Here is a 24,473-nt window from a genome sequence, read left to right as displayed (position 1 = left end):
CCAGCGCCGCGGGCTTTACGCTCCGGCCCCGTGGCACGACGCATACGCCGTCCCCGACCCACACCAACACCCCGCCCCACTCGCCGGCGGCCACGCCACCGCGCGGCCCCGGGCCGCCAGGGTCGTTGCGTACTGCGGGAGGAGCGAGACGTCCTCTGGGGATGAGCCCTCTGATGCTGCGAAGGCCTCGTAGGAGGGGACTGTGCCCGTGACGATGCCGACGTTGGCCGTGCCCGATGTTGTCAGTTCCCTCAGGGAAGCCTCCGTCGACGCCAAGTGGGCCTCGTAGGAGGGGTATTCGGAGGAGAGGGTCGGGTACGCCGACAGGAGTTCCGTGTATTCCGGGGACGGCCAGTGGAGCACCGCCACCGGGAAGGGGCGCGACAGGGCCTCCCGGTACGAGCCCAACTCCGCCCGGATGCGGGAGATTTCGGCCTGGAGTTCCGCCGGGTTCTCCGAGCCGAGGGCCCAGACGCGCTTCGGGTCGTGGAGTTCGTCCAGGGAGACCGAGGTGCGGTTGACCTCGTCCGCGAGGGTGTCCCACGAGTCGTGGTCGACCGCGAGCAGGCGGCGGACCCGGTGGCGGCCGAGGAGGAGGGTGTGCTTTGCCAGGGGGATGCCCGGGCCGCCCCCGGAGCGTTCCGGCTCCGGGATCAGGAGGTCGAGGGCCTCCGTGAACGTGGCGTGGGCCTCTTCGAGTTCGTCGTGGGCTTCGAGGGATTCCGCCACGATCACCCAGGGCGCGGGGTCGCGCGGCGCCGCCGTGCGGATTCCCGCGATGATCGCCTGGGCCTCGGCCTCGTGGCCGTACTCCCAGAGGTTCGCTGCCTTGAGTGCGCGGATCAGGGCGGGGGACTGGGGGGCGTCGGCGGACAGCAGGCCGTCGTAGAGGGTCGTCGCGCGGTCGCGGGCCTCGGCCAGTTCGTAGTGGGCCGCGGCCTGGAGGAGCAGGTGCTCCGCGTCCTCCGGGTACATCGCCGCCGTGCGCTCCAGGCGCTCGGCTTCCGCGACATGGTTCGCACGGTCGGTCTCGGCGGGCGTGGCAGGGGTGTCGGGGCGCATGGGGGACACCGTACTGCTGGATCCCTGGCCGGGGACCCGCCCGATCGGGTCTCGCGCACCCATGGGTTCCGAGCGCCTGCGGTTTCCGCCCGCGGCTCCCGTCGGATCGGGGCTTGCACACCCACAGCCCCCGCCCTACCCCTGGCGACTTCGCGCCCCGCGATCTATCTTGCGCGCGTGCTGCTGCAACGTATGCAACGTATGCGTACCGATAGGCGGCCTGCTGTCGTCGCCCAAGGGCGGTACCGCAGGTCCGCCGTCCGCCGCGTTCTGTGGAACGGTGCCGAGGTCGCCGTCACCCTCGGGCTCGTCGTGCTGCTGCTCGTCGTGCACCAGTTGTGGTGGACCAATCGGCAGGCCAGGGCCGGTGCCGATCGGCAGGTGCAGGCTCTTGAGCGGCAATGGGGGGAGGGCTCGGGCGGAAGTACCGATCGCACCGAGCCCGCCGCCGGGGCCGTCGAGCCCAGTGACACCCCCAGTGACGCCCCGAGCGACGATCCCTCCGTCACTCCGGACGACCACCGCACCAAGCCCGCGCCGCCCCAGCCGAACTGGGACCAGGCCTACGCCATCCTCGGCATCCCCCGCCTCGGCCTCCGCGCCCCCGTCGCCCAGGGCATCAGCAAGTCCGCCGTCCTCAACCACGGCTACGTAGGCCACTATCCCGGCACCGCCCAGCCCGGCGGCGCCGGGAACTTCGCGCTCGCCGGGCACCGGAACACGCACGGGGAACCGTTCCGCTACATCAACCGGCTGCGGCGCGGCGACACCCTCACCGTTCAGACGAAGACCGCCTCGTACACGTACGTCGTCGACAAGACGCTCGCCCAGACCTCGGCCGGTGATGGGGGCGTGATCAATCCCGTGCCGCGCAGTGGTGTCGTTCCGGGGGCCGGGTACCAAAGTCCCGGGTACTACATCACCCTCACCACCTGTACGCCCGAATTCACCTCCAAGTACCGACTCGTGGTGTGGGGGAAGCTCAGCCGGATGAGCCCCCGGTAGGCGCCATGCGTCCCCGGTGGGCGCCACGCGTCCCCGATAGGCGTCGACGCCCCCGATAGGCTGCCGTTTCGTGATCAAACGGCCCCACCTGCTCTGGCTCCTCGTCCCCTTCGTGCTCTACATCGGCGCGCTGCCCTTCGTGAACCGCGTCGAACCCGTCGTGTTCGGGCTGCCGTTCCTGTTCGTGTGGCTGCTGGGCGCCACGCTCGTCACCCCGTTCGCCGTCTGGCTCACCTGGCGTGGCGACCAGCGGTTCAAGCGGGGCCTGTCATGAGCAACGCCGCCGTCGCCACCACCCTCTTCGGCGTCTTCATGGTCGCCACCGTCGCTCTCGGGCTGCTCGCCGTACGTGGAAAGGGCCGCGGAGGCGGGCTCGCCGAGTGGTCCGTGGGCGGGCGGTCGTTGGGGGCCGTGTTCGTGTGGGTGCTGATGGCGGGGGAGGGGTACACCAGTTTCAGTTATCTGGGTGCTGCCGGGTGGGGGTACAACTACGGCGCCCCTGTTCTGTATGTCGTCGCTTACATGTCCTGCGGGTACGCCATCGGGTACGTCGTCGGGCCGTTGTTGTGGTCCTACGCGCGGCAGCACGGGCTCGTGAGCATCACCGACATGGTCGCCCACCGGTACCGCAGGCCCTGGCTCGGCGCCGGCGTCGCCGTTCTCGTCACCGTGTTTCTGCTCCCGTACATCCAGTTGCAGATCACCGGGATGGGCGTCGTCGTCTCGACGATCTCGTACGGTGCCGTCAGCCTCAACTGGGCCTATTTCATAGGCTTCGCCGTCACCACCGTCTTCGTCGTCGTCAGCGGGTTGCGGGGGAGCGCCTGGGTGTCCGTCCTGAAGGACCTCCTCGTCATCGTCACGCTCGCCTTCCTCGCCATCTACGTACCTCTTCATTACTTCGACGGGTACGGGGACTTCCTCGGGCGGCTCGTTGAGGAGAAGAGCGCCTGGCTGACGTTGCCCGGTAGCGGTGGATCGCCTTACGGGGAAGGGTGGTTCGCCACGACGACCTTCCTGAACGCCCTCACCGTCGTCATCTTCCCGACCACCGTCGCCGGGTATCTCGGCGCCCGGAACGCCGACGCGCTGCGGCGCAATGCCATGTGGCTTCCCGCGTACAACGTGCTGTTGTTCGTGCCGATGCTGCTCGGGATGGCGGCCCTGTTCGTCGTTCCGGGGCTCACCGGGGCCGACTCGAATCTCGCGCTCTTCAAGCTCGTCGTCGACTCGCTTCCCGCGTGGGTCGTGGGGATCGTCGGGGTCGCGGCGGCGCTGTCGTCGATCGTGCCGATGGCCGTGTTCATGCTGGTCATCGGCACGATGTGGGGGAGCAGTGTGATGTCCCTCGTGCCGAGGTGGCGGGGGGCGTCAGAGGCTGCGTCGCGGGCGCAGAAGGCCGGGTCGCAGGTCGTGGTCGTCGTCGCCGGGTCGGTCGCGCTCGTGCTGACGTACGCCGCTCCCAACACGCTCGTCCGGCTCTCCCTCATCTCGTACGAGGGGATGGCGCAGCTCGTCCCCATGCTGCTCATCGGCCTGGTGTGGCGGCGGTTGAGTCTGGTGGGTGCGCTGAGTGGGCTCGTGGTGGGGGTCGGGGTCGTGTGCGGGCTCGTGTTCAGCGGGCACGATCCGGTGTTCGGGATGAACGCCGGGATCGTCGCCCTCGCCGCTAATCTCGCCGTGACGCTGGTGGTGACGTACGCGTTCCCGGCGGACCGGGACGAGCGGGCGGACGAGGACGTGCTGGCCCGGGATCCGATCGGGGCGGCCGGATAGCCCGGTGCCCGGTAGCTACTCCTGCGCCCCCGCCGCCTCCACCGGCCGGATACGCAGCGCCGCCCACGCCGGCAGCAGCGTCGCCGCCAGGGACAGCGTGACGGCACCGGCCATGATCGCCCCGTAGATCCACCAAGGCCCGGACGGCATCCAGGTGTTCGCCGCCGCGTGCGCGAACGGGAAGAGTGAGGTACTTGCTGCCGCCGTGCCAAGGAGCAGGCCGATCGCGGCGACGATCAGGGCCTCGATGGTCAGCATCTTCATGACCTGGCCCTTCGTTGAGCCGACCAGCCGCTGGAGCGCGAACTCCCGGCTGCGGTTGCCGACGGAGAGGACCAGCGAGTTGACCACCGCGAGCACCGTGTAGGCCACGATCATCGCGATCAGCAGGTAGTTGATCCACGCCTGGGTCTGTGCGTCCTCGGCGTTGGCCTCGATCAGCGACTGGCGGTCGGTGACTTCCAGGCCCGGTGCGAGGGACGCGAGACCCGGGACGACGGCCGAGGACGACGTCCGGACCAGGATCTGCGAGGGGCGACCCAGATCCGTGTGGGACGCGAGCAGGGCGGCGGGCAGGAAGGCCGTCTCGTAGCCGGGGCGGCCCTTGAAGAGGGCGACGATGCGTACGTCGACCTCGTCCCGGTCGCCGAGGCGGAGGGTGACGGTGTCGCCGACTGCCTTGTGCAGCTTGCGCGCCCGCTCGGTGGTCAGCGCCACGGTGGTCCCGTCGAGTTTCTCCAGGCTGCCTGCGACCGGGCGTACGGCCGTGGTGAGGGAGGCCTGCCGCGCGCTGACGCCCTGGAGCGGGATGCCGTCCTCGTCGGTCGCGCCGTCGATGAAGCCCGTGCTCGTGGCGTACGCGCTCGCCGCCTCGACGCCCTTGGTGTGCCGGACCTTGGAGAGGAGCGCGTCCGAGACGCCGCCCGCCGCCGGTGAAAGCACCGCGTCCGCGCGGAGGTTGGCCGCGTACGCCGACTTCGTGGCCTCGATCTGCGTGGTCTGGAGGTAGAGGTTGCCGGTCGCCATGCCCGTCGCCAGCATCAGCGGCGTCACCGCGGCGGCCATGCGGACGGCGCGGACCCGGGCGTGCGAGACGGCGAGCTTGCCACTGGAGCCGGTGAACCAGCGGATCGGGCCGCCGATCAGCCACGCCATCAGCTTGGTGAGGCCCGGTCCGAGCAGCGCGAACCCGATGACGGCGCACAGCACGGTCGGTCCCGCGGTGCTGCCCGCGATCGGCCCGTCGAAGAGCAGGACGGTGAGGATCGCCAGCGCGGTGGCCCCGGACAGGAACAGGACGGCCAGGATGATCCGCAGCGGGTGCGCCCAGCGCAGCTGCACCTCGGCCTCCCGCAGCGCCTCCACCGGCTTGACGTTCACCCCGCGCCGGGCGCCGATCCAGCCGCCGAGCAGCGCGGTGATCAGCAGCGCGCCGGCCGCGGCCACGGCCGGGATCCAGCCCTGCGCGTAGATCACGGAGTCGGAGACGAAGCCCGTGCCCTGGAACTCGCCGAACAGCCAGCGGCCCACCGGCGGTCCCGCGAACCAGCCCGCGCCCGCCGCGACCACGGCGACCATCAGCGTCTCGGTCAGCAGCATCCGCCTCAGCTGGCGCTGCGTCGAGCCGATGGACCGCAGCAGCCCGAACTCCCGGCGCCGCTGGCCCACCGACAGCGCGACCGTCCCGGACACCACCATGATCGCGACGACGGTGGTCATGCCGCCGAACGCCCCCGCCAGCGCGACCAGATCGCTGCCGCTGGTCAGCACCTCGGGGAACTCCACGGTGCCCCTGCCGTCGCCGGACACGACCTTGAGCGGCTGCCCGTCGAGTGCGGCGGCGACCCGGTCGCGTACGTCTGCGAGGTCCGTGCCGGAGTCCGTTCGTACGGCGATGTCCGCGACGGCGGGGGCGAGCGCCTCGGCCCGGCCGTCGGTGAGGAACAGTGCCGACCGGTCCAGCTGCCGGGAGGTCTTCACGATCGCGCTCACGGTGTACTTCCGTGTGCCGTCCCCGGCCGCGATGCGGACCTTGTCACCGGGGCCGACGCCCGCGGCACGGGCGGTCCGGGTGTCGAGGGCCACCTCGTCGTCCCGCGCGGGCGCCTTGCCTTCGGCGATTCCGTACGGTGCGAAGGCGGCCGACGCCCAGCCGTGCGCCTGCGCCTTCACAGGGCCCGCCCCGTCCCGTACTTCCCGTCCTTCCCGTACGAGCGCCGCGTCGAAGGTCCGCTCGGCGACGGCCTCGCGGACGCCCTCGACGCCCCGCACCCGGTCAAGTGCCGCAGTGGGTACGGGAACCCGCTCGGGCATGATCGCCGGGTCCTCGGCGTCGTCGGGGTCGTCGCCCTTGGCGAGCGGCGGGGCCACCGAACGGTCGCCCGTCACCACGAGGTCGGCCTGCGCGAGCCGCTGCGCGGGCGCGTTGTTGCGTACGCCGGTCTCCAGCAGGCCGCCGCAGGTCATCACGATGACCGTGCCGAGGAAGAGTGCGAGGAAGGTGGCCGTGAGGCTCTTCCCTCTGTACCGGATGGTGCGCCTGGCCAGCTTCCACATGTCCCGTCGTCCCCTCGTCCCCTCCGCCTGATCTCACCGATCACGCTAGGGACGTAGGTCGTGCACGCCCATGGGAGTGGCGCCCGAGTGCGGGGTAGGGAGAACCCCCGCAACGGGAGCGGGTTCAGCTGCGCGGCTGTGGCTGTGGCTGCGGCGCCCGTCGCTCCCGCAGCGCGAGCAGCAGGCCCGCCGCCGCGAGGGCCAGCGCGCCGGAGGTGATCAGCGCCGCGTTCGTGCCGCCGGCCAGCGCGTGCGTCGACGTGCCCGTAGACGTGGACACCGCGATCATCAGGGCCACCCCGGCAGCCGAACCGATGTACCGCGCCGTGTTGTTGGCGCCCGAGCCCATCGCCGCGCGCCCGGCCGGGACCGACTCGACGGCGAGGAGCGGGAGCGCGGCGTTGAGGAGTCCGCTGCCGACGCCGGAGACGACGAGCCCCGGCAGCAGCCGCGTCCAGTGGCCGGAGCCCGCCGCGCCCAGCATCGTGGCGACGGCCAGCGCGTGCAGGGCGAAGCCGACGGCCAGTTGGTGGCGCGGCGAGACCCGGCCCGCCAGGCGCCGCGCCTGAAGCGCGACGAGGAACGACGTGCCGGACCAGACCACGAACAACCCGGCCGTGCCCATCGGGGACACGCCCATCGTGTTCTGGACGAGCGTCGGGACGTAGCTGAAGAGCGCGACGACCGACAGACCCGTGAACAGACCCCCTGCCGTGGAGGCCAGGAAGAGCGGGCGGCGCAAGAGCGAGAGGTCGAGCATGGGGCTCGCGCTGCGGCGCTCGACCGCCACAAATGCCGCCAGGAGTACGGCGGTTGCCGCGAGCAGTACGCCGATGGGGGCACGGAGCCAGCCGTCGCGGCCGAGCGTGAGCGCGGCGAGGAGGGCGACCAGCGCGAGGCCGAGCGTGAGGGCGCCGGGCAGGTCGGGGCGGCCGGCGCGGGGCGAGCGGGACTCGGTCAGGGCGCGCGGGGCGAGGGCGCCGACGAGGAGCGCGGCCGCGCCCAGGACCGCGTACGACCAGCGCCAGTCGGCGAGCCCGGCCACCCAGCCCGCGACCACCGGGCCGATCGCGATGCCGCCGCTGACGAACGCGCCCCACACCCCGGTCGCCCTGATGCGGCCCGCCGGGGTCGGGAACGCGTGCACCAGCAGGCCCAGGCTCGCGGCGATGATCGCGGCCGAGGCGGCGCCCTGCGCGACCCGGGCGAGCGTGAAGAGGAGGGTGGTGGGGGCCAGCGCGCCCAGGATCGTCATGAGGCCGAGGGCGAAGGTGCCGAGGACGAAGGCGCGGCGCCGCCCGTAGTCGTCCGCGAGGCTGCCCGCGACCAGGAGCAGCGCGGCGAGCCCGAGCGGGGTGCCGTTCAGCAGCCAGGCCTGGGCGGAGAGGCCGGTGTGCAGGGACGCGGCCGTGTCGGCGAGCGTGATCATCGGCGCGGTGTACGTCATCAGGGCCACGGCGGTCGCCGCGCTCGTGACGGCGAGGGTGGCGCCGGGGCGGGCTCCGGTCGGGGTCTGCGCGGCCTGCTCGAGTACGTGCTGCGGCATGGGTGGGCCCATCCAGTCGTGGGTTCAGTGAATGAACTTACCGGGCTTCATGAACGTAGCACGGCAGGTTCGGTCATTGAACTCAGAAGCCGGAAAGTGGTTACAGTGGGGCCATGGCTCTCGGCAAGGACTACGCGACCCAGCAGTGCTCGCTCGCCCGCGCACTGGAGATCGTCGGTGAACGCTGGACGCTCCTCGTCGTGCGCGACGCGCTCTACGGCGTGCGGCGCTACAACGACTTCCTCGTCCACCTCGGCATCCCGCGCGCCGTCCTCGCGACCCGGCTCCAGGCGCTCACCAGCGCGGGAGTCCTGGAGAAGCGGCAGTACCAGGAGTCGCCGCCGCGCCACGAGTACGTCGTGACCGCGCGCGGGCGCGGACTGTGGCCGGCGGTGCGGGCGCTCGGCGCGTGGGGCAGGGAGATCCCGGGGTCCCTGCCGATGCGTGAGTTCCAGCACGCCGTGTGCGGCACCCCGCTCGGCATCGTGGGGGAGTGTCCGGGCTGCGGGGGCCTTGTGCCGCTGGAGGAAGTCGAGATGCTGCCCGGCGCCGGGCTCGACCCGGACCCCGCCGATCCGGTGAGCCGGGCCCTGCTCGCGCCCCGGCGCCTCCTCCAGCCGGTCGTGACCGAGCCTGTATAACTGACAGGACGCATACAGCCCGAACGAAACGGGAGCCGGAGAGGAGGCCGCCGCATGGCACGCGCAACCAGCGGGTCCGTCACGCTGCGGCCCGTCGCCCTGCTGCTCTTCGTCCTCCTCGGTTCGGCGCTCGTCGACACCGGCAGCATCGCCGGCGCCGTCGCGCTCGCCGCGACCGCCGCCGCGGGCTCCGCGCTCGCCGCCTGCGCCGTCCTCGCCGCGCGCTCCGCGCCCGCCGTGGCGCGCACCCGCGTCCGCACCGCCATCCGCGACCGGGAGCGGCGCACCGCGTTCCTGCCGCAGCGCGATCCCGACGCCTCTGGCCGCCCCAGGCCCCGAGCACCCGGGCGCCTCGTCCCGACGGCTTACTAGCCCCTACCTCGTACGGGGCCGTAGTCCGTCACGCCGACTCGCATTCCGATGTCAGGCACGACGAGACCCCCGGAGGGCTCACTCATGTCGTCGTTCATGTCCGTTTTTGCCAGCTTGGTCGCACACCTCGCCGACCTCCTCCAGCCGCTGTTGCACGCCTCCGCCACGGCCGCGGCGATCATCCTGTTCACCGCGTTCGTACGCCTCCTCGTCCACCCCCTGTCGCGGGCCGCGGCCCGTGGGCAGCGGGAACGGGCCAAGCTGCAGCCGCGCATCGCCGAGCTGCGCAAGAAGCACAAGAGCAGCCCCGAGGCGATGCAGAAGGCGATCATGGAGCTGCACCGCGAGGAGAAGGTCTCCCCGCTGACCGGCTGTCTGCCGATGCTCTTCCAGATGCCGGCGTTCTTCCTGCTCTACCACCTGTTCTCCAACCGGAGCATCGGCGGCGAGCCCAACGCGCTGCTCGGCCACACCCTCGGCGCGGCCCCGCTCGGCGGCCGGTTCCACGACGCGCTCGCGCACGGCGGGCTCTTCGGGGAGCAGGGGCTCGTCTACGTGGCGCTGTTCGCGCTCGTCGCCACCGTCGCGAGCTTCAACTACCGGCGGACGAAGCGGCAGATGGCGCAGGCGCAGCAGAACAAGCCGAACGGCGACCAGCCGCAGGCGCCCGGCATGGCGGCGATGGGCAAGTTCATGCCGCTGATGTCCTTCTTCACTCTCTTCACCGTCGCCTTCGTGCCGCTCGCCGCCGCGCTGTACGTCGTCACGTCGACGACGTGGAGTTCGATCGAGCGCGCCGTGCTCTACCGGGACATGCCGTACGCCGGTGGGGTGGCGGCCGCGCCCGCGCTCTGAACTCTCGGCGATGGTCCGGGTCCAGTCCGTGAACGGGGTATTGCGGACTGGACGTTCACCTTGGAGGATCGACCAGTCCTCCGATGGCTGCACGCCGCACCGGGCCGTGGAGGCTCCTCCTACTGCAGAGGGAGTTACACCATGAAGCTGCTGCGAGTCGGTCCCGCCGGAGCCGAGCGCCCCGCGCTGCTCGACGCCGAGGGAACCCTGCGCGACCTGTCGGAACTCGTCACGGACGTCGACGGGTCGCTGCTCGCCGACGACGCCGCGATCGAGCGCGTACGGGCCGCTGCCGCGGCCGGGGAGCTGCCCGTCCTCGACGCGTCGGGGCTGCGGATCGGCCCGCCGGTGGCCCGTATCGGCAAGGTCGTGTGCATCGGGCTGAACTACCACGACCACGCGGCGGAGACCGGCGCCGAGCCGCCCGCCGAGCCGGTCGTGTTCTTCAAGGCGGCCGACACGGTCGTCGGGCCCGACGACACGGTCCTCGTACCGCGCGGCTCGGTCAAGACCGACTGGGAGGTCGAGCTGGCCATCGTCATCGGCCGCACGGCCCGCTACGCCGAGTCCCAGGAGGCGGCGCTGCGCTGCGTCGCCGGGTACGCGGTCGCGCACGACGTGTCGGAGCGCGAGTTCCAGATCGAGCGCGGCGGCACGTGGGACAAGGGCAAGAACTGCGAGACGTTCAACCCGCTCGGCCCGTGGCTCGTGACCGCCGACGAGGTGCCGGATCCGCAGGCGCTCGGGCTGCGGCTGTGGGTGAACGGCGAGCTCAAGCAGGACGGCACGACGGCCGACCAGATCTTCCCGGTCGCCGAAGTGGTGCGCTACGTAAGCCAGTTCATGACCCTGTACCCCGGCGACGTCATCAACACCGGTACGCCGGCGGGCGTCGCCATGGGCCAGCCCGAGCCGAAGCCGTATCTGCGGGCGGGTGACGTGGTGGAGCTGGAGATCGACGGGCTCGGGCGACAGCGGCAGGAGCTGAAGGGGGCGTAGGCGCTCTCTCCGCCTCTCCGCCGGGTGACGTGAGTCGCCGGGGCACCCCCGATCGGGGTGCCCTCGGCGGCCCTGGGTGCGTGTCTCCCCGGAGGGCGGGAGGGCCGTTCCCATAGTTCGGGCATGGGAACAATTCGTACCGTCATCTCAAAGTCCCGGCTCCCGGCCGGGGCCCTCGCCTCCGCGGTCCTCCTCGTAGGGGCCGCCGTCGGGCCCGCGTACGCCGATCCGCTGCCGGACGGGCTCGGGCCCTGCCGGGCCCCCGATTGCCCGGGCACGTACCCGGACACGAACAACGGCACTCCCACCGGCCACGACAACAACATCAACATCTACGTCGGAGGGGACTTCCTCGTCCGCCGTGGCTCCGCGGAGGCGGAGGGCAAGGTCGTCGTCCTCGGCGATTACGACCAGGACAAGGACCCCGGCGTCTCGGGGCTCTACAACGTGGGCGTCGCGGGCGTGGGATCGCGCGTGCCGCCCGAGGACGGCACCGACTTCCTCACCGTCGGCGGTGATCTGACGGTCGCCACGGGGGAGCGGGTCGCGGTGGAGGCCGACGGGGCCACCGGTGTCGCGCGGTACGGGGGCACCCTCGACGGCACCGTGGAGAGCCGGTCCGTCCACGACCCCGACGCGGCCGCGCCCTACAAGGGCATCCGGCAGGACCTCACCGACGCCAGCCACTGCTACGCGTACGACCGCGGCGTACGCCGCGCCCCGACCGGCACCGCCGTCAACAACGGCAACGCCACGGTCTTCACCGGCGACGGCAGCTCCCCGATCCAGATCTTCGACGTCGACGCCGACCTGGTCTCCGCCAGCGGCGGCTCGTCGGGTTTCCGGTTCGACGGCATTCCGTCGGGGGCCACCGTGCTGGTGAACCTCTACGGGAGCGCGCGGGAGATCAACACGTACGAGACGATGCTCCCGGCCGAGCTGCGCGACCGGCTGCTGTGGAACTTCCCCGACGCGACGAGCGTGGAGCTCGCGGGCGGCACCCAGTTCTCGGGGAGCGTCCTCGTCGGCAACCAGTCGAGTACGACGACCGTGAGCATGTCCGGCACCAACGGCCGCCTCTACACGGCCGGTTCACTCACTCACGGGTCCCCGACGGCGTCCGGCGGCGGAGGCGAGGAGTTCCACGCCTACCCGTTCGTCGGTGACCTGCCGACGTGCACCAGTGAGGACAACCAGCCGACGCCCACACCTACCCCCACGCCCACCGGCGTCACGCCGACCCCGACCCCCACTCCGACGGACACCCCCACTCCCACCCCCACCGAGACCACACCCACACCCACACCCACACCCACGCCTACCCCTTCCCCGAGCGACACCACCCCCGCACCCCCGTCCGGCGGCGGTGCCAACGGCGGGGCGTCCGGCGGCGGAAGCGCCGGAGGTACGGGAGGCACGGGCGGTGGCGGGGGCCATCTCGCCGACACCGGTACGCCGTCCCTCGGCGCCGCGGTGCTCGGCTCGATCGCGGCGGGCCTCGCGGCGACGGGCGCGGGCGCCGTCTTCCTGGCGCGCAGGCGGCGGGCCGGAGTCCGTGGCTGAACCAGGGCCACGCCGCCCTAGCCCACGAACCGCTCCAGCGCCGCCACGACCAGCTTGTGGTCCTCGACCTGCGGGAGGCCCGAGACCACCACGGCGCCCACAACTCCCGCTCCCCGTACGGAGATCGGGAAGGCGCCGCCGTGTGCCGCGTACGTGTCCGGGTCGAGGCGCGAGGCGTCCTCGAACGTCGTGCCCTTGGCCCGGAAGCGGCTGCCGACCAGGTAGGACGAGGCGTGGTAGCGCTCGACGACGCGGCGCTTGCGGGCGATCCACGCGTCGTTGTCCGGGGCCGAGCCCGGCAGCGCCGCGTGGAACAGCTGCTGGCCGCCGCGCGTGATGTCGATCGCGACCGGCGCCTGCCGCTCGCGCGCGAGGTCCACGAGCAGGTTGCCGAGGGCCCAGGCGTCGTCGTACGTGAAGGAGTTCAGGACGAGACGGCGCTCCTGGTCCTCCAACTCGGGGATCTGCGGGGCGTTTTCGGGGTTCGCGTTCTGGGTGCTCATCACAGCTTCACCGTCACTCCGTCGCGGGCCGAGACGCGGGCCGCCTCCAGGACGTCGAGCGCGTCGGCGGCCTGCGTGGCGGGCACCGGGTTCGGGGTGCCGTCGCGCAGCGCCGCGGCGACGGCGGCGTAGTACGCGGGGTAGTCGCCGTCGACCGTCGCGAACGGACGGCCGCCGCCCGTCAGCGGGGACTCGCCGGAGCCGACGCGACCCCACAGCGACTCGCCCTCAACGCCCCACGGCTCACCGGCCGTCGGGCGCTTGCCGTCGCGCAGCGCGGCCTCCTGCGGGTCGAGCCCGTACTTCACGTAGCCCGCCTGCGAGCCCAGCACGCGGAAACGCGGGCCGAGTTGGGCGGTGGTGGCGGACACGTACAGGTGCGAGCGGACCCCGTTCGCGTGGGTGATCGCGATGAACGTGTCGTCGTCGGCCTCGGCGCCGGGGCGGCGCACGTCCGACTCGGCGTAGACGGAGACGGCCGGGCCGAACAGGACCAGGGCCTGGTCGACGACGTGGCTGCCGAGGTCGTACAGGAGGCCGCCGATCTCCTCCGGGTTGCCGGACTCGCGCCAGCCGCCCTTGGGCTGCGGGCGCCAGCGCTCGAAGCGCGACTCGAAGCGCCAGACGTCGCCCAACTCGCCGTCCGAGAGCAGCTTTTGGAGGGTCAGGAAGTCGTTGTCCCAACGGCGGTTCTGGAAGACCGACAGCAGGACGCCCTGCTTCTCGGCCAGCTCCGCGAGCTCGCGGGCCTCGGCGGCGGTGCCCGCGACCGGCTTGTCGACGACGACCGGGAGGCCCGCGGCGATGGCGGCCTTCGCGAGGGGCACGTGCGTCTTGTTCGGCGACGCGATGACGATCAGGTCGAGCTCGTCCGCGTGCTCCCACAGGTCGTCGGGGGACGCGACGAAGCGCAGGCCCTCGCCGTGCTCGGCGCGCGCCTGGGCCTGCCGCTCGGGGTTCGAGGTGACGACCGTGTCCAGGGTCAGGCCCTCGGTGGCGGCGATCAGCGGGGCGTGGAAGACGGAGCCCGCCAGGCCGTAGCCGACCAGGCCCACGCGCAAGGGGGCACTCGTACCGGTCATGGGTTCCATACCTTCCGTACCTTCCATACGATCCATGCCTTCCACTTAAGCAACGGTGTTGCCAAAGTGCAAGCGCGGGGGACAATGGACGTGATGAACAGGCACGTGAGGAGGACCATGGCGGCGACGGTGGGCGCGAATCTGAGCGCCCTGCGCGGGCACAACGCGGCGCTCGTGCTCGATCTGCTGCGTACGGCGGGGGAGGCCGGGATAAGCCGCCTGGAGCTCGCCGAGCGCACGGGGCTCACCCCGCAGGCCGTCAGCAAGATCACGGCGCGGCTCAGGGGGGACGGTCTCGCCGTCGAGGCCGGCCGCCGGGCCTCCACCGGGGGCAAGCCGCGCACCGTCCTCCGGCTGCTCGCGGGCGCCGCGCACGCGGTCGGCCTGCACCTGGACCGCGACGAGCTGCGCACCGTGCTGACCGATCTGTCCGGCGCGGTCGTCGCGGCGCGGCGTGCCCCGCTCGACCTCGGCGCGGGCTCCGACGCGGTGCTCGCGGCCGCGGCCTGTGAGGTCGACGCGCTGCTCGACGCGGACGGGAGCCAGACGGTCCTCGGCGTCGGCGTCGCCGTGCCGGGGCCGCTGGACCACGCCGACGGGGTGCTGCACCGGGTCACCGGGTTCCCGCAGTGGGACGGCTTCCCGCTGCGCGAGGCGCTCGCCGAGCGGCTCGGCCTGCCCGTCGTCGTGGACAAGGACACGAACGCGGCGGCGCTCGGGCTGGCCCTGGAGGGAGAGGGGGAACGCTCCTTCGCCTACCTCCACCTCGGTACGGGACTGGGTGCCGGGCTCGTCCTCGACGGCTCGCTCTATCGCGGCGCCCGCACCGGTGCGGGCGAATTCGGCCACCAGGTGATCCAGCTGGACGGTCCGCGGTGCAGCTGCGGCAACCGGGGCTGCATCGAGGCGCTCTCCCTCGCGGCGGTTGCCTCCGGCACGGACGGGGGTCTGGACGAGGCCGCGCGGGTGCTGGGCGAGGGTGCGGCGAACCTGGTGAGCCTGCTCGACATCGATGCGGTGCTGCTTGGTGGGCGGACGGTGGCGGCGCACGAGAAGCGATTCGTACGCGGGGTGGAACAGGTCGTCGCGGCCCGTGCCCGCCGGGAGGGCGGTGGCCCCGCGATACCCGTGCGGGCGGCACCCGGCGGCGACACCCAGGCGGTCGAGGGCGCGGCCCACATGATCCTGGCCCCTCTCTTCGGCCACGACCGCCTCTGACTCGGGCCGTGGTTGGCGCCCGCGTCCATGTTGCGCGGCACCGGGGTGCCACCTTGCCCACCCTGCCGCCCAAGGCGGGAGCGGATCATTCAAGCCCCGCCGGCGATTGAGGCGCGGGGCCCGGGGCGGAGCCCCGCGTCCGTAACGCCGGTGCTGCCCAAGCGTCGTCCGGCTGGGCCGATCGGGGGATTCCCCCGCGCGCCGCAACCCACATACCCGAACCCCGCCGGACGGCACTGGCAAGGTTCTGGCCCACGACTGTCGTCAACTCCGCGACCAGTGAAGGGCCTTCATGCGACTGCGCCGCCCGCTCGCCCTCGCCGCCACGGCCATCGCCCTCACCGCCCTCGGCCCCACCCACGAGGCGGTCGCCGACACCGGCACCAGGGCCTGCGCCGCCGACAAGCGCGGCGACTTCCCCATCGACACCCGCATCGACGAGGGCCCCGCCACCTACCACCCCGGCGACGCCCCCCGGCACTTCTCGCTCGACCTGACCAACACCACCGCCACCCGCTGCGCCGACCTCCACCCCGTCCTCGTCCTGGTCGACGAGGCCCGGAAACTGACGCCGAAGCGCATCACGCTGGAGTTCCGCGACGCGGGCCGCTGGCGTCCCGTGACCGTCGAGCGGACCGGCCGGGACGAGAACATCGGCGTCTTCGACGGCTTCCCCGGGTTCTCGGTCGGCGCGGGCGACACGGTCTCCGTCGACGTCCGCCTCGCGTTCGCCGACGACACCCGGCCCGACCGGGTCGTCGCCACCGCCGCGCTCGTCCGGCGCAAGGACGACGACGGCGACTGGGTGGGCGAGTCCGACGACTACCCGTTCACCATCGAAGAGGCCGCGGGCCCGACCCTCGCGGACGAACTCGCCCGGACGGGCCCGCGCGCCCTGCTCGGACTGGGGGTCGCGGCCGGCACCCTCCTCCTCGCCGGCACGACCCTCGTGGTGGGAGCCCGGCGGCTCCGCGTCGGCGGACGCTGAGCCCCGGCCCGCCACCGGCCCGGCCGCCGCCCCAGCCGAACAAGCGCGGCGGCCGGGCCCAAGGCCCTCCGGCCCCACGGGGTACAGGAGAGGCGTAGGACACGCGTTCACCCCCATCTGCGACCATCCCCGCGTGGACTACCCGAACGATCAGGCCCCCGGCGCCCCCGTGCGCGACGGCATCCCCGAGCACGGGCGCATCCCGAAGTACTACGCCGTGAAGGCCCAAATCGCCGCGCTCGTCGACGAGTTGACCGAAGGCGAGACCCTCCCCGCCGAGCGCGAACTCGCCCTGCGCTACGAGGTCGCGCGCGAGACCGTGCGGCAGGCGCTGCGCGAGCTGCTGCTCGAAGGGCGGCTGCGGCGGCACGGCAGGGGCACCGTCGTCGCGGGCCCGAAGCTGGCGCAGCCGCTCTCCCTCGCTTCGTATACGGAGGGCGTACGCAGGCAGGGCCGGCGCCCGGGGCGCACCCTCATCGGCCTCGAACGCTTCCCGTGTCCGCCCGCGCTCGCCGCCGAGATCGGCCTCGAACGCGGCGAGCCCGTCTGGCACATGGAGCGCGTGCTGCTCGCCGACGACGAGCGCGTCGGCCTGGAGTCGACCTACGTGCCCGTGTCCCGCGTGCCGCGCCTGGACGCCGAGTTCGACCCCGACTCCTCGTTCTACTCCTACGTCCACGACCGCCTCGGCATCGAGTTCGGCTCGGCCGACGAGCGCATCGAGACGGTGCTCGCGACCCCGCGCGAGGCCCTGCTCATCGGCACACCGCCCGCGCTCCCGATGCTGCTCATCCACCGGATCTCGTACGACACCGGGCGCCGCGCCACGGAGCGGGTGCGGACGCTTTACCGCGGGGACCGCTTCTCGTTCACCGCCCGTTTGGGAGCGGAAGGGTGGCAACCCGCCTCCTCCTAGAGCGAGTTGACCTTCCGCACTCCACCCAAATAACAAACGAATAACGGGTCTGGTCCAACCTTGGGTGCCCGTTCACCGTCCCGTTGCCGCGCCGCTCCGTGCGGGACACCCGCCGCCACGAGCGTGGCCGCCGTGAGAGACATCGACCAGAAGCTGAGCGGCATCCGGTTCGACCGGGTGTCGGTCGCGTACGGCGGCACCACCGTTCTCGACTCCCTCGACCTGACCGTCGAGCCCGGCGAGGTGATGGCCCTCCTCGGCCCCTCGGGCTCGGGGAAGACCACCGCGCTGCGCGCCGTCGCCGGGTTCGTGCGGCCCGCGTCCGGGAGGGTGTTCCTCGGCGGGCGCGACGTCACCGACCTGCCGCCGCACCGGCGCGGCATCGGCATGGTCGTGCAGCAGTACGCGCTCTTCCCGCACCTGCGCGTCGAGGACAACGTCGCGTTCGGGATGCGGGCGCAGAAGGTGCCGAAGGGCGAGATCCCGGCCCGCGTCGCCGAAGCCCTCGAACTGACCGGCATGGCCGCCTACGCCAAGCGCTACCCGCGCGAACTCTCCGGTGGCCAGCAGCAGCGCGTCGCCATCGCGCGCGCCCTCGCCGTCCAGCCCGGTGTGCTGCTGCTCGACGAGCCGCTCTCCGCGCTCGACGCGACGCTCCGCTCCGGAATGCTCGCGGAACTGGCCCGGTTGCACCGCGAGTTGCCCGACGTCTCGATCCTGTACGTCACCCACGACCAGGTCGAGGCACTCACCCTCGCCGACCGCATCGCCGTCATGGACAAGGCCCGCCTCCAGGACGTCGGCACGCCGCAGGACCTGTACCGGCGCCCGCGCACCGAGTTCACGGCGTCCTTCGTCGGCAACGCCAACCTGCTCCCCGTACAGGTCGGCACGGGAACCGTCTCCTTCGGCCCGACCGAACTGAAGGTCCCGACGCAGAGCGACGTGGCGCCCGGCTCCACCGCCACCCTCTGCGTCCGCCCCCACCTCGTCGGCCTCGGCGAAGGCCCCAACTCCCTTACGGGAAAGGTCTCCGAGGTCCAGTGGCGCGGCTCGACACACCGCCTCTACGTCGACGTCGACGGCCACCGCGTCAAGGCCGACCTGCGCGAACTGCGCGAGCCACCGGCGCTGGGGGAGCAGGTCACCGTGCACTTCGCCCCGGAGGACGGCATATTGCTCGCCGCGGAGGTGGGCAAGGATGGCTAGCGCCACGCTCGCCGCTCCTCGTGAGGGCGCCACCAAGTCCCGGAAGATGAGCGCCGGTTGGGTGTTGGCCCTGCCGCCCGTCGCCGCCCTCGCCGTCGTCTTCCTCTACCCGCTCTTCCTCGTCGTCCAGCAGTCGCTCACCCCCGACACCGGCGGCACCTCCCTCACGCCGTACGCCGACGTCTTCGCGTCCTCCGCGTTCCGCGAGGCGCTCGGCACGACGGTGTGGCTCGCCGTCGGGTCCACGGCCGGCTGCCTCGTCCTCGGCTTCGCGCTCGCGCTGATCGTCGCGTTCGTGCCGTTCCCCGGCGCGAAGGCCGTCGCCCGCTTCATCGACGTGTTCCTGTCCTTCCCGTCCTTCCTGATCACGCTCGCGCTGCTCTTCGTGTACGGGCAGGTGGGCATGGCCAACGGGCTGTGGACGGACGCCACGGGCGCCACCACCGGCCCCTTCCAGTTCCTGGCCACGCCGTGGGGCGTGCTGCTCGCCGAGATCACCTACTTCACGCCGTTCGTGATGCGCCCGCTGCTCGCCGCGTTCTCGGGGGTCGACACGGCGCAGCTGGAGGTCGCCGCGTCGCTCGGGGCGCGGCCCGCCCGGATCGTGCGGCAGGTGATCCTGCCGGAGGCGCTGCCCGCGCTCGCGGCCGGCGGCAGCCTCGTCCTCGTCCTGTGCCTCAACGAGTTCGGGATCGTCCTCTTCACCGGCGCCAAGGGCGTCACGACGCTGCCGACCCTCGTCTACAGCAAGGCGATCCTCGAGTCCGACTATCCGGGCGCGTGCGTCGTCGCGGTCGTCAACGTCCTTGTGTCCGTGAGCATTTACGGCCTGTACCGGGTGGTGAGCCGTCGTGCTCGTACATAGCAAGACCGGCAAGTGGGCGTCCTGGGCCCTCTTCTTCGTCCTCTTCCTTCCCCTCTTCGCCCTTCCGCTCCTCGTCGTCCTCGCCGCGTCCTTCGCCACGAACTGGTCCGGCGCCCTGCCCTCCGGCTTCACCGGCGGCCACTACGAGGCCGCCACCAGCGGCGATTCCCTCACCGCCCTGACCACCAGCCTGGTCACGGCCGTCACCGCGAGCGTCCTCGCGCTGGTCGTCGGCGGGTGGGCCGCGCTCGCCGCCGCCGCACTGAAGAAGCGCGGGCGCCGCGTGATGGACGCCCTGTTCATGCTGCCGGTCGCCGTGCCGTCCGTGGTCGTCGGCCTCGCCGTCCTCGTGGCGTTCAGCCGGCCGCCGATGCTGCTCAATGGCACCCGCTGGATCGTGATCATCGCCCACACGATCCTCGTCACGGCGTTCGCCTACCAGTCCGTCTCGGCCGCCCTCCAGCGCCTCGACCCGGTCTACGAACAGGCCGCGGCCTCCCTCGGCGCCCGCCCCGCGTACGTCCTGTGGAAGGTGAAGCTGCCGCTGCTCCTGCCTTCCCTGAACGCCGCCGCGGGCCTCTGCTTCGCCCTGTCCATGGGCGAGTTGAGCGCCACGATGATGCTCTACCCGCCGGACTGGATGCCGCTCCCGGTGCAGATCTACGCGACCACCGACCGCGGCTCCCTCTTCACCGGCTCCGCGATCGCGGTGGTCCTGATGGCCGCCACCCTGCTCGTCCTGCTGGCCGTCTCGCGGATCCGCACCAAGGCCTCGTACCGCTGAAGCAACGCTGAAGTACCGCTGGACACCCAAAGCCCTTACCCAGCACAGGAGTTCACCACGCCATGCGCAAGAACACGCTCACCACCGTCGCCGCCACCACCGGCTGTCTCGCCCTCGCCGCGACCCTGACCGGCTGCGGCGGCAGCTCCGCCGCCTCCGACGGCAAGGTCGTCACCGTCTACAGCGCCGACGGCCTCAAGGGCGAGAACGGCGACGGCTGGTACGACAAGGTCTTCAAGGACTTCACCAAGAAGACCGGTATCAAGGTCAATTACGTGGAGGGCGGCTCCGGCGAGATGGTGCAGCGCGCCGTCCGCGAGAAGGTCAACACCCAGGCCGACGTCCTCGTCACGCTGCCGCCGTTCATTCAACAGGCAGACAGCAAGGGCCTCTTGGCGAAGTACACGCCCAACGGCTCGGATCAGGTCGACGGCGCCGACAAGGCGGCGAACGGCACCTGGACGTCCGTCGTGAACAACTACTTCGGCTTCGTGCACAACAAGAAGGAGCTGAAGACCCCGCCCACCACGTGGGAGCAGCTCCTCGACGCGAAGTACAAGAACAAGCTCCAGTACTCGACGCCCGGCATCGCGGGCGACGGCACCGCCCTGCTGGTCAAGGCCATGCACGACTTCGGCGGCAAGGCGCAGGCCATGGCCTACCTGAAGAAGCTCCAGGCCAACAACGTCGGCCCGTCCGCCTCCACCGGCAAGCTGGCGCCGAAGGTCGACAAGGGCGAACTCCTCGTCGCCAACGGGGACGTACAGATGAACTACGCCCAGTCCAAGGACATGCCGAACCTCGGCATCTGGTTCCCGAAGAAGGCCGGCGGCAAGCCGACCTCCTTCGCCCTGCCGTACGCGGGCGGCCTCGTGAAGAACGCGCCGCACACCGCCAACGGCAAGAAGCTCCTGGACTTCATGCTCGCCGCTAAGCAGCAGAAGGAGGTCAGCTCCATCGGCGGCGGCTTCTCGCCGCGCGCCGATGTGAAGGCCACCGACGACAACGCCGTCGAACTCGCCAAGATCATGGACGGCGTGCAGATCTTCGAGCCGGACTGGAACGACGTCGCCAAGAATCTCCAGACGTACGTGGACGACTGGAAGACGGCGACCGGCAGCTGACCCGCAGCCGGCCCGGCCGCCGTACGGAATCCGGTGGATCAGACCAGGTCGACGAGGTCCGCGATCGAGTCGACCACCTTGGTCGGCCGGAACGGGAAGCGGTCGATGTCCGAGGTGCTGGTGAGCCCGGTGAGGACGAGATACGTCGTCATCCCGGCCTCAAGGCCCGCGAGCACGTCCGTGTCCATCCGGTCGCCGATCATGGCGCTGGACTCGGAGTGCGCCCCGATGGCGTTGAGCCCGGTCCGCATCATCAGCGGATTCGGCTTCCCGACGAAGTACGGGTCCTTGCCGGTCGCCTTGGTGATCAGCGCCGCCACCGAGCCCGTCGCGGGCAGCACGCCCTCCGTGGAGGGGCCGGTGTTGTCGGGGTTGGTGGCGATGAACCGGGCCCCGCCGTTGATCAGCCGGATCGCCTTGGTGAGCGCCTCGAACGAGTACGTACGGGTCTCGCCGAGGATCACGAAGTCGGGGTCCGAGTCGCTGAGGATGTAGCCCTCCTCGTGCAGCGCCGTCGTCAGACCGGCCTCGCCGATCACGTACGCCGTGCCGTTCGGCCGCTGGCTGTCGACGAACCGGGCGGTCGCGAGGGCGGAGGTCCAGATGTTCTCGACCGGGACCTCCAGGCCGATCCGGTTCAGACGGGCGTGCAGGTCACGGGCCGTGTACATGGAATTGTTCGTCAGCACGAGGAACGGCTTGCCGGAGTCCCGCAGCTTCTTGATGAACGCGTCCGCGCCCGGGATCGGCACCCCCTCGTGCATGAGGACCCCGTCCATGTCGGTCAGCCACGATTGGATGGGCTTGGGCTCTGCCATGTGTGCGGACTCCTCGGCTCAGGATCGACTGACTGCCACCATCGTATTCACCCGTCCCTAGGGCCTGTCTTCAAACTCCCGTCTGCCCGGCGACGCCTGGCACGCACGCTCGCTGCGTTGCCGAAAAGCCCGAGTAGCTCCGCTACTAGGACTCTCCGGCGCCTTGCGATCGCACGCACCAGACGCCGCCGGGCCGCCCTCCGGGCGACGACGGGAGTTTGAAGACAGGCCCTACAGGCGTGACGTGCCACGGAAGCCTCTCGGGATGCGGAACGCGGCCCGAAGCGTGACCCTGCCTAGAGGAGGTTCACGATGCGTACAGGACTGCTTGCTGTCGGTGTCGCGGGGGCGGCCGTCCTGGTGACCGCACCGGCCACCGCGGCCCAGGCGGCCGACGGCGGCGCGGCGATCACCGTCACCCCGCGGGCCGCGCCCGCGGGCACCGAGGTCGACCTGCGGGTGACCGGCTGCGACGGCGCCACGGGCAGCGCCAGTTCCGCGGCCTTCGTGTCCCCGGCCCGGCTCGCGCCCTCCGCCGACGACCCCACCCTGTTCGCGGAGGCACGCGTGAAGTCCTCCGCCGCGCCCGACGCCTACCCGGTCTCGGTGACCTGCGACGGGGTCGACGGCAAGGTCACCGGCACCCTCCGGGTCCTCGACGGATCCGCCGCCGGCGCGACGCCCAGCCCGTCCCCGACCGCCCCCGTGCACGCGGGCGGCGGCGGCACCGCCGAGCGGCAGGCGCTCGCCGTCCACCGGGCCCCGTCGGCCGCCCCCAGCGAGGGCCCCGGCACCCGGCACGCCCTCATCGGCCTGGGGCTCGCCGCGATCGCCGCCGTCGCCGTGGCCGTCCGCAGCGCGCGCCGCCGCAGGGCGCCCGGTCCGTCGACGAGGCGCTGACCCTGCCATGAGTGACCGGTCGCAGGGGGCCGGGCGGCTCCTCACGGGGGTCGCCTGGGTCGTGCTGCTGCTCGGCCTGTGGCTGTGGGGCCACGGCGCCACCGATCTGAACCTGTCGTCGCCGACGACCGGGGACGCGGCCGCCGTCGGCCGTCCCTCGGACGTCCGTCTGCCGGCCGCCCACGAGCCGGTCGAGGGAGCGGACCCGCGGCGCGTCGACATCGCGGCGCTGCGCATCCAGGCACCTGTCGTGGCCCGCGGCCTGGACGCGGGCGGCGCCATCGACCCGCCGCCGTACGCGCGGGCCGGTGTCGTCGGCTGGTACAGCGACGGGGTGCGGCCGGGGGAGCGCGGCACCTCCCTGTTCGTCGGGCACGTCGACACCGAGCGCAGGCCCGCCGTCTTCTACCACCTCAGCGAGGCCGAGCCCGGCGACACGGTGCGTGTGACGCGGTCCGACGGCTCCGTCGCCGAGTTCACCGTCGACGACGTCCGGGTGTTCTCCCGCGAGAACTTCGACCCGGCCAAGGCGTACGGGCCGCACCGCTCCGAGCGAGCGGAGCTCCGCCTGATCACCTGCGGCGGCAGCTTCGACAAGGCCTCGGGTACGTACTCCGCGAACGTCATCGTGTCCGCGTATCTGTCGGGCCTGAACAGTGCGCCCCAGAAGGCGAGTTGAGTGCGCGAGCCACCTGGTCCGGCCGGCAGCCCACTCCCCCTGGAGCCGCCGGCCGGACTGGTCCTCGACCGCGCGGGCGGCGGGCTGCGGGAGGGCCCGGCCTCTGCACGGGAGGCTGTGATGGTCCGTCGGATCGAACCGGCCGAGGACTGGGGCCACTCATCACGACTTTAGAACGGTTGGGCGGATCGGCACAGAGTGTGGTCGAGGGTTCACGACGAGTCGGGCCGCACCCGGTCGTCGGGCAGGGTGCGGCTGATCACCGAGCACGCGACCTGGTCGAGCGGCAGCCGGTTCGAGCGCGCGTACCGTCGCAGTGCCGTGAACGCGGCGTCCGGCGCGGTCTCCCAGCGCTCGGCGAGCATGCCCTTCGCCTGCTCGATCCGCACCCGGCTGCCGAGCGCCACGCCCAACTGCTCGGTCAGATCCTGGTCGCGGGCGTGCACGCGGTGGTTGTGCAGCCCGGTGGTGGCCGCGTCGGCGAGCACCTGGGCGATCGCGAACTCGCCCTGGCTCGCCGACTCTTCCGTCTGGAAGACGGCGAGCGCCCCCTTCAGGTCTGCGGCCCCGCGCAGCGGAACCGCGTAGGCGCAGGCGATGCCGCGACGGCGGGCGATCGCCGTGAACGCGGGCCAGCGCGCCGCGCTCTTCACGGAGCCCAGGTTCACGGGGGCCACCGCCCGGCCGGTGCGCAGGGTGTCGTGCGCCGGGCTCACAGGGCTGTCCGGGGCCACCAACTCCCGCACGACGTCACGCCGTTCACGCCGGTGGCTTGCCGGGGTGGGGCAGTACGGTCGGGCGAGGAGCACACCCGCGCCCAGGGCGCCGAGCAGATCCACGCAGTGGTCGGTCAGGCGGCGCAGATAGCGCGGCGGGTCAAAGGCGTCACGGAAGATCTCCGCGTACTCCAGAAGGGCAACTGCCAGGCGCAGTTCACTCGTCTCACTGGACAAGTCACGCCCCCTTTCACCCCGCGTATCGGAGTGTTCCTGGTCGCGCCTACCCGGGCCGC

Annotated in this window: 24 protein-coding genes; 17 read left to right on the top strand and 7 right to left on the bottom strand. The window is 72.0% G+C overall.

All coding sequences use genetic code 11. The features are described from left to right. Positions 1-15: 15 nt before the first annotated feature. Positions 16-1,062: an SEC-C domain-containing protein gene (locus tag OHA73_RS17640; protein WP_327655505.1), complete on the bottom strand. Its 1,047-nt coding sequence runs from the start codon at positions 1,060-1,062 to the stop codon at positions 16-18. A 201-nt stretch (positions 1,063-1,263) separates the two neighbouring features. On the opposite strand from OHA73_RS17640, the gene OHA73_RS17635 reads away from it, so the two are divergent. From OHA73_RS17635 to OHA73_RS17625, 3 genes are all read left to right on the top strand, one after another. Beyond that, positions 1,264-2,067 (top strand): class E sortase, encoded by an 804-nt coding sequence (locus tag OHA73_RS17635; RefSeq protein WP_267070297.1) that lies wholly within the window; start codon positions 1,264-1,266, stop codon positions 2,065-2,067. A 70-nt stretch (positions 2,068-2,137) separates the two neighbouring features. Continuing rightward, positions 2,138-2,341 carry a DUF3311 domain-containing protein gene (locus OHA73_RS17630; RefSeq protein WP_266710731.1) on the top strand — a complete coding sequence of 68 codons (204 nt, stop codon included), beginning with the start codon at positions 2,138-2,140 and terminating at the stop codon, positions 2,339-2,341. Further along, positions 2,338-3,843: a sodium:solute symporter family protein gene (locus tag OHA73_RS17625; RefSeq protein WP_327655504.1), complete on the top strand. Its 1,506-nt coding sequence runs from the start codon at positions 2,338-2,340 to the stop codon at positions 3,841-3,843. The genes OHA73_RS17630 and OHA73_RS17625 overlap by 4 nt, the downstream gene beginning before the upstream one ends. Before the next feature lie 15 nt (positions 3,844-3,858). Here OHA73_RS17625 and OHA73_RS17620 read toward each other — a convergent pair whose 3' ends face one another. Both OHA73_RS17620 and OHA73_RS17615 read right to left on the bottom strand, forming a co-directional pair. Then, on the bottom strand, positions 3,859-6,399 hold the full coding sequence (locus tag OHA73_RS17620; RefSeq protein WP_327655503.1) for an FtsX-like permease family protein: 2,541 nt from the start codon (positions 6,397-6,399) through the stop codon (positions 3,859-3,861). Positions 6,400-6,523: 124 nt separating this feature from the next. Beyond that, entirely contained in the window at positions 6,524-7,945 is a 1,422-nt protein-coding gene (locus tag OHA73_RS17615; protein WP_327655502.1) for an MFS transporter, read from the bottom strand. Between the two features lie 113 nt (positions 7,946-8,058). On the opposite strand from OHA73_RS17615, the gene OHA73_RS17610 reads away from it, so the two are divergent. The 5 genes from OHA73_RS17610 to OHA73_RS17590 all read left to right on the top strand — a co-directional run bounded on the left by OHA73_RS17610 (position 8,059) and on the right by OHA73_RS17590 (position 12,375). Then, positions 8,059-8,586, top strand: coding sequence for a winged helix-turn-helix transcriptional regulator (locus OHA73_RS17610; RefSeq protein WP_327655501.1), 528 nt, complete (start codon positions 8,059-8,061; stop codon positions 8,584-8,586). 54 nt (positions 8,587-8,640) lie between these two features. Then, the gene (locus OHA73_RS17605; protein ID WP_327655500.1) at positions 8,641-8,958 is read left to right on the top strand and encodes a DUF6412 domain-containing protein; all 318 of its coding nucleotides are present in this window, start codon (positions 8,641-8,643) and stop codon (positions 8,956-8,958) included. A gap of 84 nt (positions 8,959-9,042) precedes the next feature. Beyond that, on the top strand, positions 9,043-9,813 hold the full coding sequence (locus tag OHA73_RS17600) for a YidC/Oxa1 family membrane protein insertase (RefSeq protein ID WP_327655499.1): 771 nt from the start codon (positions 9,043-9,045) through the stop codon (positions 9,811-9,813). Between the two features lie 141 nt (positions 9,814-9,954). Further along, a complete protein-coding gene (locus tag OHA73_RS17595) occupies positions 9,955-10,812 on the top strand; it encodes a fumarylacetoacetate hydrolase family protein (RefSeq protein ID WP_327655498.1) in 858 nt (285 codons plus the stop codon). Between the two features lie 123 nt (positions 10,813-10,935). Then, positions 10,936-12,375, top strand: coding sequence for a choice-of-anchor A family protein (locus OHA73_RS17590; RefSeq protein ID WP_327655497.1), 1,440 nt, complete (start codon positions 10,936-10,938; stop codon positions 12,373-12,375). A gap of 17 nt (positions 12,376-12,392) precedes the next feature. Here the strand turns inward: OHA73_RS17590 and OHA73_RS17585 are convergent, their stop codons facing one another. Further along, on the bottom strand, positions 12,393-12,878 hold the full coding sequence (locus OHA73_RS17585) for a heme-degrading domain-containing protein (RefSeq protein WP_327655496.1): 486 nt from the start codon (positions 12,876-12,878) through the stop codon (positions 12,393-12,395). Further along, positions 12,878-13,960, bottom strand: a complete 1,083-nt coding sequence (locus OHA73_RS17580; RefSeq protein ID WP_327655495.1) for a Gfo/Idh/MocA family oxidoreductase — start codon at positions 13,958-13,960, stop codon at positions 12,878-12,880. Before OHA73_RS17580 ends, OHA73_RS17585 begins: the two co-directional genes overlap by 1 nt. A 93-nt stretch (positions 13,961-14,053) precedes the next feature. Between OHA73_RS17580 and OHA73_RS17575 the strand changes: the two genes are divergently transcribed. From OHA73_RS17575 to OHA73_RS17545, 7 genes are all read left to right on the top strand, one after another. Beyond that, a complete protein-coding gene (locus tag OHA73_RS17575) occupies positions 14,054-15,178 on the top strand; it encodes an ROK family transcriptional regulator (protein WP_327655494.1) in 1,125 nt (374 codons plus the stop codon). 292 nt (positions 15,179-15,470) lie between these two features. Beyond that, complete coding sequence (locus OHA73_RS17570; RefSeq protein WP_266710708.1) at positions 15,471-16,166, top strand: hypothetical protein; 696 nt, start codon at positions 15,471-15,473, stop codon at positions 16,164-16,166. A 133-nt stretch (positions 16,167-16,299) separates the two neighbouring features. After that, positions 16,300-17,082 (top strand): GntR family transcriptional regulator, encoded by a 783-nt coding sequence (locus tag OHA73_RS17565; protein ID WP_267070311.1) that lies wholly within the window; start codon positions 16,300-16,302, stop codon positions 17,080-17,082. Between the two features lie 141 nt (positions 17,083-17,223). After that, a complete protein-coding gene (locus OHA73_RS17560) occupies positions 17,224-18,291 on the top strand; it encodes an ABC transporter ATP-binding protein (protein WP_327658478.1) in 1,068 nt (355 codons plus the stop codon). After that, a complete protein-coding gene (locus OHA73_RS17555) occupies positions 18,284-19,156 on the top strand; it encodes a 2-aminoethylphosphonate ABC transporter permease subunit (RefSeq protein ID WP_327655493.1) in 873 nt (290 codons plus the stop codon). The genes OHA73_RS17560 and OHA73_RS17555 overlap by 8 nt, the downstream gene beginning before the upstream one ends. Continuing rightward, on the top strand, positions 19,143-19,940 hold the full coding sequence (locus OHA73_RS17550) for an ABC transporter permease (RefSeq protein ID WP_327655492.1): 798 nt from the start codon (positions 19,143-19,145) through the stop codon (positions 19,938-19,940). The genes OHA73_RS17555 and OHA73_RS17550 overlap by 14 nt, the downstream gene beginning before the upstream one ends. 62 nt (positions 19,941-20,002) lie before the next feature. Further along, a complete protein-coding gene (locus OHA73_RS17545; protein ID WP_266710700.1) occupies positions 20,003-21,064 on the top strand; it encodes a 2-aminoethylphosphonate ABC transporter substrate-binding protein in 1,062 nt (353 codons plus the stop codon). Positions 21,065-21,102: 38 nt separating this feature from the next. On the opposite strand, the gene OHA73_RS17540 is transcribed toward OHA73_RS17545, so the two are convergent. Continuing rightward, positions 21,103-21,882, bottom strand: a complete 780-nt coding sequence (locus OHA73_RS17540) for an HAD-IIA family hydrolase (RefSeq protein ID WP_266710698.1) — start codon at positions 21,880-21,882, stop codon at positions 21,103-21,105. Positions 21,883-22,194: 312 nt separating this feature from the next. Between OHA73_RS17540 and OHA73_RS17535 the strand changes: the two genes are divergently transcribed. Then, entirely contained in the window at positions 22,195-22,782 is a 588-nt protein-coding gene (locus OHA73_RS17535) for a hypothetical protein (protein WP_266710696.1), read from the top strand. A gap of 7 nt (positions 22,783-22,789) precedes the next feature. Further along, positions 22,790-23,461: a class F sortase gene (locus OHA73_RS17530; RefSeq protein WP_266710695.1), complete on the top strand. Its 672-nt coding sequence runs from the start codon at positions 22,790-22,792 to the stop codon at positions 23,459-23,461. Between the two features lie 212 nt (positions 23,462-23,673). Here the strand turns inward: OHA73_RS17530 and OHA73_RS17525 are convergent, their stop codons facing one another. Beyond that, on the bottom strand, positions 23,674-24,414 hold the full coding sequence (locus tag OHA73_RS17525) for a GAF and ANTAR domain-containing protein (RefSeq protein ID WP_266710693.1): 741 nt from the start codon (positions 24,412-24,414) through the stop codon (positions 23,674-23,676). Between the last annotated feature and the right edge of the window lie 59 nt (positions 24,415-24,473).

This window comes from Streptomyces sp. NBC_00483, assembly GCF_036013745.1.
In the GTDB taxonomy this organism is placed as follows: Bacteria; Actinomycetota; Actinomycetes; order Streptomycetales; family Streptomycetaceae; genus Streptomyces.
The sequence above is the reverse complement of the archived record's forward strand: the minus strand, read 5'-3'. Positions and strand labels throughout refer to the sequence as shown.

Bases quoted from the DNA above. Each gene is read 5' to 3' on its own strand.
- OHA73_RS17640 (WP_327655505.1), bottom strand. From the start codon at position 1,062: ATGCGCCCCGACACCCCTGCCACGCCCGCCGAGACCGACCGTGCGAAC.
- OHA73_RS17635 (WP_267070297.1), top strand. From the start codon at position 1,264: ATGCGTACCGATAGGCGGCCTGCTGTCGTCGCCCAAGGGCGGTACCGC.
- OHA73_RS17625 (WP_327655504.1), top strand. From the start codon at position 2,338: ATGAGCAACGCCGCCGTCGCCACCACCCTCTTCGGCGTCTTCATGGTC.
- OHA73_RS17620 (WP_327655503.1), bottom strand. From the start codon at position 6,399: ATGTGGAAGCTGGCCAGGCGCACCATCCGGTACAGAGGGAAGAGCCTC.
- OHA73_RS17615 (WP_327655502.1), bottom strand. From the start codon at position 7,945: ATGCCGCAGCACGTACTCGAGCAGGCCGCGCAGACCCCGACCGGAGCC.
- OHA73_RS17610 (WP_327655501.1), top strand. From the start codon at position 8,059: ATGGCTCTCGGCAAGGACTACGCGACCCAGCAGTGCTCGCTCGCCCGC.
- OHA73_RS17605 (WP_327655500.1), top strand. From the start codon at position 8,641: ATGGCACGCGCAACCAGCGGGTCCGTCACGCTGCGGCCCGTCGCCCTG.
- OHA73_RS17600 (WP_327655499.1), top strand. From the start codon at position 9,043: ATGTCGTCGTTCATGTCCGTTTTTGCCAGCTTGGTCGCACACCTCGCC.
- OHA73_RS17595 (WP_327655498.1), top strand. From the start codon at position 9,955: ATGAAGCTGCTGCGAGTCGGTCCCGCCGGAGCCGAGCGCCCCGCGCTG.
- OHA73_RS17590 (WP_327655497.1), top strand. From the start codon at position 10,936: ATGGGAACAATTCGTACCGTCATCTCAAAGTCCCGGCTCCCGGCCGGG.
- OHA73_RS17585 (WP_327655496.1), bottom strand. From the start codon at position 12,878: ATGAGCACCCAGAACGCGAACCCCGAAAACGCCCCGCAGATCCCCGAG.
- OHA73_RS17580 (WP_327655495.1), bottom strand. From the start codon at position 13,960: ATGACCGGTACGAGTGCCCCCTTGCGCGTGGGCCTGGTCGGCTACGGC.
- OHA73_RS17575 (WP_327655494.1), top strand. From the start codon at position 14,054: ATGAACAGGCACGTGAGGAGGACCATGGCGGCGACGGTGGGCGCGAAT.
- OHA73_RS17570 (WP_266710708.1), top strand. From the start codon at position 15,471: ATGCGACTGCGCCGCCCGCTCGCCCTCGCCGCCACGGCCATCGCCCTC.
- OHA73_RS17555 (WP_327655493.1), top strand. From the start codon at position 18,284: ATGGCTAGCGCCACGCTCGCCGCTCCTCGTGAGGGCGCCACCAAGTCC.
- OHA73_RS17545 (WP_266710700.1), top strand. From the start codon at position 20,003: ATGCGCAAGAACACGCTCACCACCGTCGCCGCCACCACCGGCTGTCTC.
- OHA73_RS17540 (WP_266710698.1), bottom strand. From the start codon at position 21,882: ATGGCAGAGCCCAAGCCCATCCAATCGTGGCTGACCGACATGGACGGG.
- OHA73_RS17535 (WP_266710696.1), top strand. From the start codon at position 22,195: ATGCGTACAGGACTGCTTGCTGTCGGTGTCGCGGGGGCGGCCGTCCTG.
- OHA73_RS17530 (WP_266710695.1), top strand. From the start codon at position 22,790: ATGAGTGACCGGTCGCAGGGGGCCGGGCGGCTCCTCACGGGGGTCGCC.